9 protein-coding genes are annotated in these 13,170 nt (G+C 56.3%); 1 reads left to right on the plus strand and 8 read right to left on the minus strand.

Going from position 1 to position 13,170, the window contains the following annotated elements; genetic code table 11:
• Positions 1 to 65: 65 nt before the first annotated feature.
• The 5 genes from ppc to cysM form a co-directional block, all read right to left on the minus strand.
• Positions 66 to 2,714 (minus strand): phosphoenolpyruvate carboxylase, encoded by a 2,649-nt coding sequence (ppc, locus tag V8L70_RS09340; protein ID WP_336269226.1) that lies wholly within the window; start codon positions 2,712 to 2,714, stop codon positions 66 to 68.
• Between the two features lie 38 nt (positions 2,715 to 2,752).
• On the minus strand, positions 2,753 to 3,592 hold the full coding sequence (mazG, locus tag V8L70_RS09345) for a nucleoside triphosphate pyrophosphohydrolase (protein ID WP_336269331.1): 840 nt from the start codon (positions 3,590 to 3,592) through the stop codon (positions 2,753 to 2,755).
• Positions 3,592 to 5,868, minus strand: a complete 2,277-nt coding sequence (gene relA, locus V8L70_RS09350) for a GTP diphosphokinase (protein WP_336269227.1) — start codon at positions 5,866 to 5,868, stop codon at positions 3,592 to 3,594. The genes mazG and relA overlap by 1 nt, the downstream gene beginning before the upstream one ends.
• A 77-nt stretch (positions 5,869 to 5,945) precedes the next feature.
• On the minus strand, positions 5,946 to 7,349 hold the full coding sequence (gene rlmD, locus V8L70_RS09355) for a 23S rRNA (uracil(1939)-C(5))-methyltransferase RlmD (protein WP_336269228.1): 1,404 nt from the start codon (positions 7,347 to 7,349) through the stop codon (positions 5,946 to 5,948).
• Positions 7,350 to 7,351: 2 nt separating this feature from the next.
• On the minus strand, positions 7,352 to 8,260 hold the full coding sequence (gene cysM, locus V8L70_RS09360; RefSeq protein ID WP_336269229.1) for a cysteine synthase CysM: 909 nt from the start codon (positions 8,258 to 8,260) through the stop codon (positions 7,352 to 7,354).
• Between the two features lie 91 nt (positions 8,261 to 8,351).
• Here cysM and V8L70_RS09365 point away from each other — a divergent pair, with 91 nt between their 5' ends.
• Positions 8,352 to 11,084 carry an ATP-binding protein gene (locus V8L70_RS09365; RefSeq protein WP_336269230.1) on the plus strand — a complete coding sequence of 911 codons (2,733 nt, stop codon included), beginning with the start codon at positions 8,352 to 8,354 and terminating at the stop codon, positions 11,082 to 11,084.
• Between the two features lie 54 nt (positions 11,085 to 11,138).
• Here V8L70_RS09365 and acpS read toward each other — a convergent pair whose 3' ends face one another.
• From acpS to recO, 3 genes are all read right to left on the minus strand, one after another.
• Positions 11,139 to 11,519 carry a holo-ACP synthase gene (gene acpS / locus V8L70_RS09370; protein WP_101146156.1) on the minus strand — a complete coding sequence of 127 codons (381 nt, stop codon included), beginning with the start codon at positions 11,517 to 11,519 and terminating at the stop codon, positions 11,139 to 11,141.
• A 62-nt stretch (positions 11,520 to 11,581) separates the two neighbouring features.
• Positions 11,582 to 12,418, minus strand: a complete 837-nt coding sequence (gene pdxJ / locus V8L70_RS09375) for a pyridoxine 5'-phosphate synthase (RefSeq protein ID WP_101146157.1) — start codon at positions 12,416 to 12,418, stop codon at positions 11,582 to 11,584.
• A gap of 52 nt (positions 12,419 to 12,470) precedes the next feature.
• Entirely contained in the window at positions 12,471 to 13,166 is a 696-nt protein-coding gene (recO, locus tag V8L70_RS09380; protein WP_336269231.1) for a DNA repair protein RecO, read from the minus strand.
• Between the last annotated feature and the right edge of the window lie 4 nt (positions 13,167 to 13,170).

The raw sequence follows: 13,170 nt of genomic DNA on the forward strand, positions 1-13,170 counted from the left end.
CGATAGGACGTTCTAATAAAACGTCCTAATTAAACGTCGTGGTAAAAATTATGGTAATAAAAAACCTAGCCGGTATTGCGTAGGCCAGCTGCTATCCCCGCCATGGTCACCATTAACGCGCGCGACAGATCGGCGCTAATCGCCCCATCCGCATCGCGGTTACGCTGCAGCAGTTCCGCTTGCAGCCCATGCAGTGGATCGATGTAGGGGTTACGGACATCGATTGCCTGGCGAATCAGCGGCGTGTTCTCCAGCAGCTCCTCCTGTTGGAGTATATCGAGCACCGCCTCTTCAAGCCGCGCAAAACGCTCACGTAGCTTTTTGCCCAGCGCCTTCAGCGATGGCTCATCGACAAGGCGATGCTCGTAGTAGGCGGCAATGGCCACGTCGGCTTTGGCCAACAGCATCTCCAGCATGTCGAGATAAGTGCCGAAGAAGGGCCACTCAGTGCGCATTTCTTGCAGCACCTCGCGTCCGCCGGGCTGCTCTAAGCGGGTCGAGAAGGCTTCACCACTGCCCAGCCACGCTGGCAGCATCAGACGAATCTGCGTCCAGGCGAAAATCCATGGAATCGCGCGTAGGGTCTCTACGCCGCCATCCTGCCGGCGCTTGGTAGGACGTGAGCCTAGCGGCAACCTTCCTAAAGCGCCCTCCGGCGTGACTGCCCGGAAGTAAGGGACAAAATCGGGGTCTTCCCGCACCACGCCGACATAAGCACCATGCGCTACCTTGGCGAGCTGATCCATCTCTTCACGCCAATGCGGTTCCGGCGCGCGAGGCGGCAACAGTGTGGCTTCCAGTACCGCGCAGGCATAAATCTCCATGGAACGTAGCGCAATATCGGGCTGGCCGAACTTGAAGCGAATCATTTCGCCCTGCTCGGTCACTCGCAGGCTGCCGTTCACCGAGCCGGGAGGCTGGGAAAGAATCGCCGCATGGGCCGGGCCACCACCACGACCAACGGTGCCACCTCGGCCGTGGAACAGGGTTAGATCGACACCGTGCCGGTTACACACATTGACCAGCGACTCCTGAGCGCGGTACTGCGCCCAAGCGGCGGCCAACTGACCGGCATCTTTGGCTGAATCTGAGTAGCCGATCATCACTTCTTGGCGATCATCAATCAGCGAGCGGTAGCCCGGTATCGCCAGCAGTTGGTCCACCACATCGCCTGCGTGGTCCAAGTCGTTGAGGGTTTCAAACAGCGGAGCGATAGGCAGCGTGACCTGCCCTCCTACCTCTTTCATCAGCAGTGCCACGGTGAGCACGTCCGACGGTTCAGCGGCCATGGAAATAATGTAGGTGCCTAACGCTTCGGAGTGTTCCTGGGCAATCACCTTAAAAGTATCCAGCACTTCCCGGGTCTCGGCGGAGCACTCCCAGCGGCGCGGAATCAGCGGGCGACGGGAAGCCAACTCGGCCAGCAGGAATTCTTGACGCTGGGCTTCGTCCCATTCGCGGTAGTGGCCAAGGCCAAGCGTACTGGTCAGCTCTTCAATCACCTGTGCGTGGCGGCTGGCCTCCTGGCGCAGATCGAGCTTGGTCAGCGTAACGCCGAATACGGCGACACGGCGCAAGGTATCCAGCAGCGCGCCGTTAGCGATGGTGTCGAGACCAACATCGCATAGTGAGCGGTAGCAGCCGAGCAACGGTGAATAGAGCTGATCACGGGTTTCAATAATCGGCCCGCCGTCATAGTTGCGCCCTTCAAGCTCGGCCTTGGCCCAATCCCGGGTTGACTCCATTCTTGTCAGCAGGCGCTTTAGCACTTCGCGATACGGTTCGGCCACATCGCCCGCCTCGGCTTTAAGCGCGCTGTTGGCCTTCCACATGGAGAGCTCAGTCTTCAACTGCTCAAGATCGCGCAGGTAAAGGTCGGCGGCCATCCAGCGGCCCAGTAGTAGTACTTCGCGGGTGACCCGGGCGGTCACGTTGGGGTTACCGTCGCGATCCCCGCCCATCCAGGAAGCGTAGCGAATCGGCGCGGCATCCAGGGGTAGGCGCTCACCGGCGGTATCCAGCAGCAGGTTATCCAAATCGCGGTGGAAGTCCGGCACTGCCTGCCAGAGTGAGTTTTCAATGACAGCAAAGCCCCATTTGGCCTCATCAACCGGCGAGGGGCGTTCGTGGCGAATCTCATCGGTGTGCCATGCCTGGCTGATCAGTTCTTCCAGACGCCCCTGGGCGCGAGTGCCGCGTTCAGGGTAATCCTCGGAGCTTTCAATGGCAGTCAGGCACTCATCAATGGCGTCATATTTTTGAATTAGCGTACGCCGGATAACTTCAGTGGGATGAGCGGTGAGTACCAATTCAACGCGCATATTAGCGAGGGTTTCGACCAGTTTACGCGGTGAGTTACCCGCCTGCTGAGCCCGCTCAAGCAGTTCACCAAGCACCGGTTGGGAGCCCGGCTTGTAATCCTCTACGCGGCGAAAGCGTGCTCGGTAGTGCTGTTCCGCAATGTTGGCGAGGTTTAAAAACTGGTTAAACGCCCGGGTGACCGGCAATAGATCTTTCTCAGGCAGATCTCGCAGGTACTCGATCAACTCGCGCTGCTGCAGAGAATCGCCCTGGCGCCCGCGCTTGGCGTGAGCACGGATGGTTTCAATCTTATCGACAAATGCTTGGCCCAAATCGTCGGCAATGGTGCGCCCCAGGCTATCGCCCAGAATACGCACGTTATCGCGCAGAGATTCGTGTAGGTCGTGACTCATTGGCATGGCCTCCTTGCAGGGGTCGCATCAATAATAATTCAGGAATGGGTAGGTTGTTTTTCTTGTGCTTTAGCTGCCTGCCAGTGGGTTTCCATCTCGTCTAACGAGGCCTCCGCCAGCGGTCGCTGGGCAGCGTTAAGCTCGCCTTCGACGTAGCGAAAGCGGCGTTCAAACTTTGCATTGGTCGCGCGTAGGCACTGTTCAGGGTCAGCGTTCAATGTGCGGGCAAGATTGGTGACTGCAAACAGCAGATCGCCAACTTCTTCCTGGGAGTGCTGTTGATCACCGGCGGTGAGCGCCTCCTCGACTTCGGCCAGCTCTTCGCGAATTTTCGCTATCACGCCCTTGGCATCTGGCCAGTCAAAGCCAACCCGCGCTGCGCGCTTGGAGAGCTTGGCGGCCCGGCTGAGCGCTGGCAGTGTGCGTGGCACATCGTCTAATACCGACGGCGTAGCGACAGCTCGTTCGGCTCTCTCTTCCGCTTTTAGCGACTCCCAACGGCTATTTACCTGCTGGGTTTGCACCTCTTCGGTACTCACTCCAGGCGGGCGGCGCGAGGCCAGGGTGCCATCCGGAAACACGTGTGGATGACGACGCAGCATTTTTGCGGTCAGCGTATCGACAATATCGGCAAAGTCGAAGCGCCGCTCTTCGGCACCAAACTGAGCGTAGTAGACCACCTGAAAGAGCAGATCGCCCAGCTCACCGGGTAGCTCATCGAAGGCGCGACGCTCAATGGCATCGGCGACCTCGTAAGCCTCTTCTAGTGTGTGGGGCACGATGCTGTCCCAGTCCTGCTGCAAGTCCCATGGGCAGCCCTGCTCGGCGTCACGCAGCACTTGCATCAGGGTCAGCAGGTCGACCATACCATGGCGCATCATTCCCCTCCCTTACGCGTTTGCTTTTCCGGGTCTGCATTGCGCAAACGGCGCACTTCGGTAACGTTTGGCAACTGCTGGATACGGGAGAACAGGCGCCCCAGGGATTCCAGGCCGTCGACTTCCAAGGTAATGCGCAGACGGGCGATGCCCTCGTCGGTATCGGTCAATGTGTTCACGGCGAGTACGTTGACTTTTTCATTGCCGAGCAGCCCTGTCACATCGCGCAGTAGCCCGGAGCGATCCCAGGCTTGAATCTCAATGGTCACCGGATAGCGGGTCTGGGCGCGTTCGCCCCACTCTACCTCGATAATGCGCTGGGGTTCGTCCAGGCGCAATTGCAGAATATTGCTACAGTCCTGGCGGTGCACGGTGACGCCACGCCCCTGGGTGATAAAGCCAATGATCGGTTCGCCAGGCACTGGCCGACAGCAGTTCGCCATGCTGGTTTTCAGGTTGCCGACGCCAAGCACCGTGATATCACTTTTGGTGGCTTTGCTGGATTGCCGCTGAGGCTTGGCTAGCAGGCGATTAAGCTGCTCCTGGTCGTCGGTTTCGCCGAACAGCTGTTGGGCCTGATGCAACACTTGGCCAATGCGCAGGTCACCGGCGCCAATGGCGGCGTACATATCGTCAGCATTGAGGTAGTTAACCGCCTTGGCTAGCTTGGGTAGATCAAGCCCCTCGACATCCAGGCGGCGCATCTCACGATCAAATAGCGCCCGCCCCTCATCCAGGTTTTGATCCCGCGCCTGGTGCTTAAACCACGCCTGGATTTTCGCCCGTGCCCGGGAAGTACGCACATAGCCTAAGCTGGGGTTTAACCAGTCACGGCTAGGCCCGCCTTTAGTGGCGGTCAAAATCTCGATCTGCTGGCCCGTTTTGAGCTTATAGGTCAGCGGCACGATACGACCGTTAATTTTGGCGCCCCGGCAGCGGTGACCAATTTCGGTATGCACTCGATAGGCAAAATCGATAGGCGTGGCAATCCGCGGTAAATCGATCACATGGCCATCGGGGGTGAACACGTAGATGCGGTCAGGCGCGACATCGCTGGAGAGCCCTTCGCGCAGGTCGCCAAAGCCACCCACTTCGTCCTGCCACTCCAACACTTGGCGCAGCCAGGCGATTTTTTCTTCATAGCTACGGCTTTTAGCGTTGGTATCGTGGCCCTTGTAGCGCCAGTGGGCACAGACGCCCAGTTCAGCTTCGTCGTGCATGGCAAAGGTGCGAATCTGGATTTCGAGCACCTTGTTTTCCGGCCCCATCACGGCAGTGTGCAGTGACTGGTAGCCATTTTTCTTGGGGTTGGCGATGTAGTCATCAAACTCGTTCGGCACGTGGTGCCAGCGCGAATGGATGATGCCCAGCACGGTGTAGCAGTCGGCCACTTCCGGCACCAGAATCCGCACTGCGCGCACGTCGTGAACTTGTGAAAAATCGATCCGCTTACGCTTCATTTTGCGCCAGATCGAGTAGATATGCTTGGCCCGCCCATCCACATCGTAGCGGTGAATATGCTGGGCCTCCATCAAGCCCTTGATGGTTTCTACCACATCGTGGATATAGCGGTCGCGGTCGAGACGTTTTTCCGCCAGCAGCTTGGCAATCGCTTTGTATTCGTCTTCGTGCAAGTAACGAAACGATAGGTCTTCCAGCTCCCACTTGAGCTGACCGATACCCAAACGGTGAGCCAGGGGTGCGTAAATATCCGCGACCTCTCTGGCCACCTGTAAACATTTTTCCCGAGGAGCATCTTTTACCTGACGCAGCGCACAGGTACGTTCGGCAATTTTGATTAAGGCGACGCGTACATCGCCCACCATGTTGACCAGCATCTTGCGCAGGTTTTCCTGCTGATTATGCTGGCCCATGCCATGGTCAGGCGCTAACGGGTAGCTGATCGCGGCCATTTGCAGCACGCCATCGATCAGGCTCGCGACTTCTTCTCCAAAGCGTTTTGTCACCGCCTCAAGGCTCAGTAAGCCTTCCCGCACCGCACGGTAGAGAACGGCGGCTTCCAGCGTGGCCTGATCCAACTTCAAATCGCCAAGGATATCGGCCATTTCCAGGCCCATGCGGAAGCTGGAACCCGGCGAAAGCCATACACGATGCGTGCGAGGGGCTTCTAGTTCTAACGTTTCAGCAAGCTCACAGGCCTCGACTAAACGCTCGGGATCACGTAGGCGCACATCTTCTTGCAGGCGCGTTAACCATTGTTGTATATCCACCTTTCCGCTAGCGGTTAGCGGCTGGTCTTCACGCACTTTTACCATGACTATCACTCATCCATTCTGGGGGACGATCTCCACACGGCTGTCACCGTGGCTTGACGCATTTAGCTGCATCAGCTTCAAACAGCATCATTTTCAAACAACATTAGTGTTTCCATATGCGCAGTGTGAAGGAACATATCTGCCACTGCTACTTGCTTAACCCGGTAACCCGCATGCACAAGATGTGCCGCATCCCGTGCAAGCGTTGCGGGGTCACAGGAAATATAGACCACCCTGGGCACCGGGTGGCGCGCCAGCGACTGACAAATTGCTTCCCCACCGCTGCGCGGCGGGTCAAGCACTAGCGCATCACTATCGCGATGAGCAGATAGCAGCTCTTTAACGCTAGCGGGGTCGTTCAAATCGGCTTGTTGGCCGCTGACCATCAGCGCGTTGTGCTTAGCATTTATCGCAATCCGCGCCACCATGGCAGGGTTGCCTTCCACCGCGTGCACTTCAGCACCCGCCGCGGCGATGGGTAGGCTGAAATTCCCGATACCTGCAAACAGATCGAGCAGTTTTTGCCCTGGCTTGGGCGCCAACCATTGCATCACTTGGGCAACCATTTGCTGATTAACCTGGGCGTTGACCTGTAAAAAATCGCCTGGGGCAAAACTCAGTGTTAGCGGTGGCTGGTCGTTGAGTGTTAGCGACTCTTCCAGCACCGGGGGCGCGCCATGCCAGTGCAGCGTGGGTGTTTCACGCCCCAACCAGGAGCCTAATGCCACTTGATGCTGCTGAGCAAAAGCTTGCCAGCGCTCGGCATCCTGAAGGTGCTCTTTGAGCTGACGAACCAGTACTACTTGGGTGGTCGCCGTTGCCAGCAATTCTATGTGACCCACATGGCGCGGGGCCTCCAAGCGCTGTAGCAACTCGCGTAGTGGTGTTAACAACTGCTGTAAGGAATCAACCAATACCGGACAGCGCTCGATGTCGACTAAGCGATGGCTATGGGCAGCTCGAAAGCCAAGGCGCGTATTGCCCTGGCTATCTACCTTGACGCCCAGCCGTGCACGACGCCGATAGCCCTGGTCATCGCCCTGAATCGTGCCAATCTCGCCTAGTGTGATGCCTTGACGCGCAAACAGGTCACGCACCACCTCACGCTTGTGGGTGCGCTGGGCATCAATATTTAAATGTTGTAAATCGCAGCCGCCACAGTGGCCAAAATGCGGGCACGGGGGCGTAACACGCTGATCAGAGGACGTTAGCAGTGATTTAATATGCGCTTCGTCAAAGCGTTTGCGCGTCAGATGAGTCGCCACCTCCACCTGTTCACCGGGCAACGCCTGATCAACAAAAACAGTTTTACCGTTGGCTGAGTGGGCGACGCCACGGCCATCGTGCGCTAAGCGCTCAATCACCAAGGGCGACGTATCATTATCTGTAGCCGTATGACGCGTTTTGCCGCCTGGCGTGCCAGCAAGCCCAGAGTGACCGGATGCGGGCCTAGACGGCCGCCTTTTTCCCAACATGGCCATGGTTATACTCCTGGGGCAAATAGGCCAGTAGAGAGATAGCGGTCACCGCGGTCACAGACAATAAACACAATGACCGCATTTTCAGTTTGTTCGGCAATGCGCAGCGCGCCTGCCAAGCTACCACCTGATGAAACTCCGGCCAGAATACCCTCTTCGCGGGCAAGACGACGCATATGCTCTTCGGCTTCTTGCTGGCCGATATCAAGCGTGACATCCACCCGGGGCGCTTCAAAGATGGCGGGAAGGTACTCTTTTGGCCAGCGACGAATACCGGGAATACTGGCGCCATCGGCGGGCTGCAAGCCGACAATCTGAATAGCCGGGTTTTGCTCTTTTAAATAGCGCGACACGCCCATGATGGTGCCCGTGGTGCCCATTGAGCTTACAAAGTGAGTCACTTCGCCACCGGTTTGTTGCCATACTTCAGGGCCGGTGGTGCGATAGTGCGCCAACGGGTTATCCGGGTTGGCGAACTGATTGAGCGGTTTTCCCTCGCCACTGGCGATCATGTCATCCGCTATATCCCGAGCTTCCTCCATGCCACCGGCTTTACTGGCCGAAATGAGTTTGGCCCCATAGGCTGCCATCGCCTGCTTACGCTCTTCCGAGGCGTTTTCCGGCATCACGAGTACCATTTTGTAGCCTTTGATCGCCGCCGCCATAGCCAACGCAATACCGGTATTACCTGAGGTTGCCTCAATCAGCGTATCGCCGGGGGTAATATCACCACGGGCTTCCGCCTCGCTGATCATGGAGAGTGCGGGACGATCCTTGACCGAACCCGCTGGGTTATTGCCTTCAAGCTTGGCCAGCAGGGTATTGTTGCGACCGGCGCTAATGCGCTTCAGGCGCACTAATGGCGTGTTGCCAACAATCTCTTCCAACGTGGGATAGCCCTTAAGATCGTTCATGAAAACTCCTTATCGTAACCGTTATGCTGCATTATATCGGTGCTGCCTTGACCTGGACAGGCAACCTCATTGAATCAGCGAGCTTCTTTTCATGTCATTGAATACCCGTCTTCTATTTGCTCTACTCGGTTTCCCGCTCCTGATGTACGCCATGATGGCTGTATTACTGGTCATACAGAGTGGTACGGAAGCTCGGGCGGCACAGCAAGAACGCTTGGAAAATGCTGGCGAGCTGCTGTCACCCAGTTTTGCTGACGCAGTCGCACAGGGTGATTCTCAGCGTCTAGAGGCCCTAGCCCGCCAACTTCTCACCATGAGAGGATTGCGGGCAGTTGCGCTCTTTGATGCGCAAGGCGATCGTCTTTTATTACTGGGCAACGCTGCGCGACCCACTCTGGAAGCGCCCGCTAGCAGCCAACTGCTCATGGAAGAAGAGGCTTGGCGACTGCGCTTACCGTTAGAGGTTACCCAGCCCAATACAAGCTTAGTCAGCGCGGTCAATAGTAGCGCAGGCTGGCTGGTTATCGAGATGGACACCCGAGCGCTCACCCTGGGCCGTTATAAATTGATTGCTAGTCTTAGCTTAGGCGGCATGTTGCTTGGCCTGCTGATGTTTTTAATCGCCTTCGCCATCAGTCGCTATGCCACCCGCCCTATCGAAGAAGCTAACCAAGCGCTTTATCGCCTATCCCGCGGTGACTATCGACTACATCTGATGCCTTCTAATGCGGCGGAACTTAACCACCTGACTAGCCACATTAATACCCTCGCTGAACACTTTCAGCAGGCCCAGCGGGATATGCAAACGCAAATTGAGCAGGCCACCAGCGAACTGCAAGAATCCATGGAAACCATAGAGGAGCAGAATATAAAGCTCGATTTGGCCCACCGCAGCGCTTTGCGGGCGAATGCGGTGAAATCCGAATTCTTAGCCAACATGAGCCATGAGATTCGCACCCCACTCAACGGCATTATTGGGTTTTGTCGGCTGCTGGGCCGTTCATCGCTGGATACGCGCCAGCAGGAATGGTTGCAGCACGTCCATCGCGCTTGCGACAACCTGCTTATGTTGGTTAACGACGTGCTCGACTTTTCCAAGCTTGAGGCCAATCGCCTTACTCTTGAAGAAGCGGATATCGATATCGTCGCACTGGTTGATGAAGTGATTGGGCTTCACGCGCCTGAAGCCCAGCGCAAGCAGTTACACTTAGTGGCGATGGTGTATGACGATGTCCCTACACCACTAAGCGGTGATCCGTTGCGTATTCATCAAGTGTTAAATAACTTGATTGGTAATGCGCTCAAGTTCACTCATGAAGGTGACGTGATTGTGCGTGTCATGCTGGATAACCAAGAAGGCCAGCATGTCGTGCTTAACCTCAGCGTTAGTGACACCGGGATTGGTCTTAGCGATGCCCATCAGAAGGCTTTATTTAGCGCCTTTTCCCAAGCTGAACCCAGCCATTCACGCCAGTTTGGCGGCAGTGGCCTGGGGCTTACTATCTGCCGCCAGCTCATTGAGCGCATGGGTGGCGAGATTGAACTGGAGAGTGTACTGGGCCAAGGCACCACTTTCTCCTTTACACTACCCCTACTGGCTCACAAAGCAATCGAACGGCCAGCGGAGATTAGCCTAGCCAACCCCACTATTCGCCTCTATGAAACCCATGCGCCTACCCGCCATGTGTTGGAGCATTTGCTGCAACGCTGGGAAGCGCAACCGATTGCGTTTGATGCCTCTGAACCGGCACAACTGCTGATATTGGGGCTGGAGCACAGTGATTATACGCCCGAGCGCCACCGCTACTGGCAAAAAGTCATTGATCAAACGCCCTGCCCTGTATTGATTTTAGCCAACGGTAACAGTTTTGATCTGCCCCCTTTGCGATTACCCCAGGGCGGTGAAACGCTTTACAAACCCTTTTCACGCGCTCAGTTGGTGGCATCGCTTAAGCAATTACTGCTACCGGCGTGCGTGTCCTATAAGAAGCCTGGGGCGTTAGCAGCTCTGCCAGCGTCGTCTCAACCCGTCAAGTTGCTGATTGTGGATGACAATGCGCCGAACCGTGAGCTGCTCAAAAATATGCTTGAAGATCCCGCCCTGCATATCACGGCATTAGAAAGTGGCCACCAAGCACTAGAGTTTGCACGAACCAGCAATGTGGATATGGTGCTGATGGATATCCGCATGCCTGGCATGGATGGTGTACAAACCACCCAAGCGTTGCGCCGACTCAGCAGCACTTGGGCTCGCTGCCCCATTATAGCGGTCACCGCTCATGTCCTCAGCAGTGAACGCCAAAAGTGGCTCGCCGAAGGCCTTGATGACGTCCTGATAAAACCCATTGATGAGGCACAGCTGCATCAACTGCTTCATCGCTTTTTGGGGGTTACCCATCGGCTAGCCGACAGCAATGCAGCGCCTTCTGCAACGAGCAGTAGCAAAACCACTATTAAGTCATTTAGCCACACGACGCCCGCCAAGCTACCCGTTGTGGATCTTGAGATAGGCGCACGCCTAGCAGGCGGTAAAGAGTACCTCGCACGGGAGCAGCTAAAACGTTTGATCGACAGCTTGGACGAAAGCGAACAACATATGCGTAGCGCTTTTGCGCAACAAAATTTGCCGATGCTGCTCGATTGGGTCCATGGATTGAATGGCGCCAGCCGCTACTGCGGCGCGCCGGAACTGGCATTGCTGGTAGAGACATTGGAGACACGGCTGCGGACCAGCGGCTTAGACCATGTAGAGGGGCTACTGGAGGACTTATATCGTGCAATGGCACGACTAAAAGCACACCGCCCGTTTTTACTCAGGTCCTAAGCCAATAACTAATACCTAAAGACCAAAAACAAATCTTCGTCCGATCTTGGCTGGCTATGTGCGTTCCAACACCACAAAAGCAACCGCGTACTCGGCTTCGTCACTCAAGGTGATATGACTCGCCGTGACGCCTGCCGCCTGGAGTAGCCGCTCTGCTTTACCGTCAAGCACGAAGTAAGGCTTACCCAAGGCATCATTAAGCACCTGGATATCACACCACTGCATTCCGTGGCGCAGACCAAGCCCTAGCGCTTTAACAAACGCCTCCTTGGCAGCAAAACGTTTGGCGAGGAAGGCGGCAGGCTGGGATTTCTGGAGCCAAAGCGTATGCTCTTCAGGCCCTAAAATTCGCTGCGCAAAGCGCGGGCCGTGCCGCTGCACGGCCCGCGTAAAGCGCTCAATACGCGCTATATCGGAGCCAATACCCACAATCATCGCCTAAAAAACCTCTTGGTAGGGACTCCTGAATAGTCAATCTCTAAAGAGTCAATCTCTGATCAATGCCCGCAGCATCCGTTATGCACATGATCTTCTGTATGTTCATGTTCATGGTCGTGCTCATGATCGTGGGCATCGAGAGCTGCCATTAACCCCGCCTCTTGGCCTGCGATAATCAAGCGTTTCATTTCTTGTACGGCCTCTTTCAGGCCAACAAACAGCGCACGGGCAATAATGGCATGACCAATATTAAGCTCGTTGATGCCTGGCAATGCCGCAATGGCTTCAACGTTATGGTAGTGCAAGCCGTGACCGGCATTGACCACCAATCCTAGTGAGACAGCATACGTGGCGGCAGCTGTTAAGCGGTGATACTCCGCATTCGCCGCATCGCTGCCTGGTCGAGCTTCTGCGTAAGCGCCTGTGTGCAGCTCGATGGTAGGAGCCCCGGCGCGCTGGGCAGCATCGATCTGCTCTACGTCAGGATCGATAAACAGAGAGACGTCGCAGCCCGCTGCGCTCAATCGCTGGCAGGCGCTGGCAATAACGTCAAAGCCGCCGACCACATCCAGGCCACCTTCAGTGGTCAGTTCTTCACGCTTCTCAGGTACCAGACAAACGTGGGCTGGACGCACTTCTTCAGCCAGCGCCAGCATCTCTTCGGTAACCGCCATTTCCAGGTTCATGCGGGTATTAAGCACTTCGGCCAGAATGCGCACATCACGAGGCTGAATATGACGACGGTCCTCACGCAAATGCACCGTAATACCATCAGCGCCCCCCTCTTCAGCCACTAGCGCGGCTTGAACAGGATCAGGGTAGCGGGTACCTCGGGCTTGGCGAAGTGTCGCAATGTGGTCAATATTGACGCCTAACAGTATCCGAGGGGGGTGCATAATGCCTCCAGCGCAGCGATAAGAAAGAGTTTGTGAGCAAGAAATTCAACCATTAGGGACGATGGCGACGTCGCGCTAAATCGAGCATTAATTCTCGCGAGCGTAAGACGGTGGAACCCAGGTGCGGTGCCAGTGCGGCACGCATCACCGCCTTCAAAGCGTTAGCGAGCCCTTCATGCTGCCAGTCACCCTGTTCAATATAGCGCAGCGTGCGGCCATCTAAACCGCGTTCGGCCGGGGAAAAAGCGCGCGTCGCTGCATCAAAACGATAGCGCAGCTGGGGATCCAAAACGCTACCCTCCGGTGTTGTAAATTGCGGCGTTGCTTCAAGCGCTTCCAATAGCGCCCACTCATAACGGCGCAACGCTAACGCCCTCTCAGCGGGCGCTGGCAACGCTTCCAATAGCGCCGTATAAAAGGCGAACACATCAGGGGCTGGTAACTCTAGCGGCAATAGTCGAGTGGCGATCTCATTAGCGTAAAGCCCACATAGCAAACCTTCACCCGCTAATAATGCCGTTTGGCCGCGTGATTCCATCAGCGTCAGCCGCTTTAAATCACGGCTGCCCTGCCACGTCACGAATAGCGGTGTAAAAGGCTGCAAACGTTGGCGCGATTTTGATCCGGGCCGTTGCCCACCATGGGCTACAGCACGCACTCTGCCGTGGTCAAGGGTTAGTAGATCTACCAGTGCACTGGTTTCACGGTAAGGCCGACGATGAAGTAAGAAAGCCGGCTCAGGCGCCATCGCT

The organism is Vreelandella arctica (assembly GCF_037070215.1).
Taxonomy (GTDB): domain Bacteria; phylum Pseudomonadota; class Gammaproteobacteria; order Pseudomonadales; family Halomonadaceae; genus Vreelandella; species Vreelandella arctica.

Excerpts from the sequence above, each read along its gene's own strand:
- ppc (WP_336269226.1), bottom strand. The coding sequence starts at position 2,714 with ATGAGTCACGACCTACACGAATCTCTGCGCGATAACGTGCGTATTCTG.
- recO (WP_336269231.1), bottom strand. The coding sequence starts at position 13,166 with ATGGCGCCTGAGCCGGCTTTCTTACTTCATCGTCGGCCTTACCGTGAA.
- acpS (WP_101146156.1), bottom strand. The coding sequence starts at position 11,519 with ATGATTGTGGGTATTGGCTCCGATATAGCGCGTATTGAGCGCTTTACG.
- mazG (WP_336269331.1), bottom strand. The coding sequence starts at position 3,592 with ATGCGCCATGGTATGGTCGACCTGCTGACCCTGATGCAAGTGCTGCGT.
- cysM (WP_336269229.1), bottom strand. The coding sequence starts at position 8,260 with ATGAACGATCTTAAGGGCTATCCCACGTTGGAAGAGATTGTTGGCAAC.
- pdxJ (WP_101146157.1), bottom strand. The coding sequence starts at position 12,418 with ATGCACCCCCCTCGGATACTGTTAGGCGTCAATATTGACCACATTGCG.
- rlmD (WP_336269228.1), bottom strand. The coding sequence starts at position 7,349 with ATGGCCATGTTGGGAAAAAGGCGGCCGTCTAGGCCCGCATCCGGTCAC.
- relA (WP_336269227.1), bottom strand. The coding sequence starts at position 5,868 with ATGGTAAAAGTGCGTGAAGACCAGCCGCTAACCGCTAGCGGAAAGGTG.
- V8L70_RS09365 (WP_336269230.1), top strand. The coding sequence starts at position 8,352 with ATGTCATTGAATACCCGTCTTCTATTTGCTCTACTCGGTTTCCCGCTC.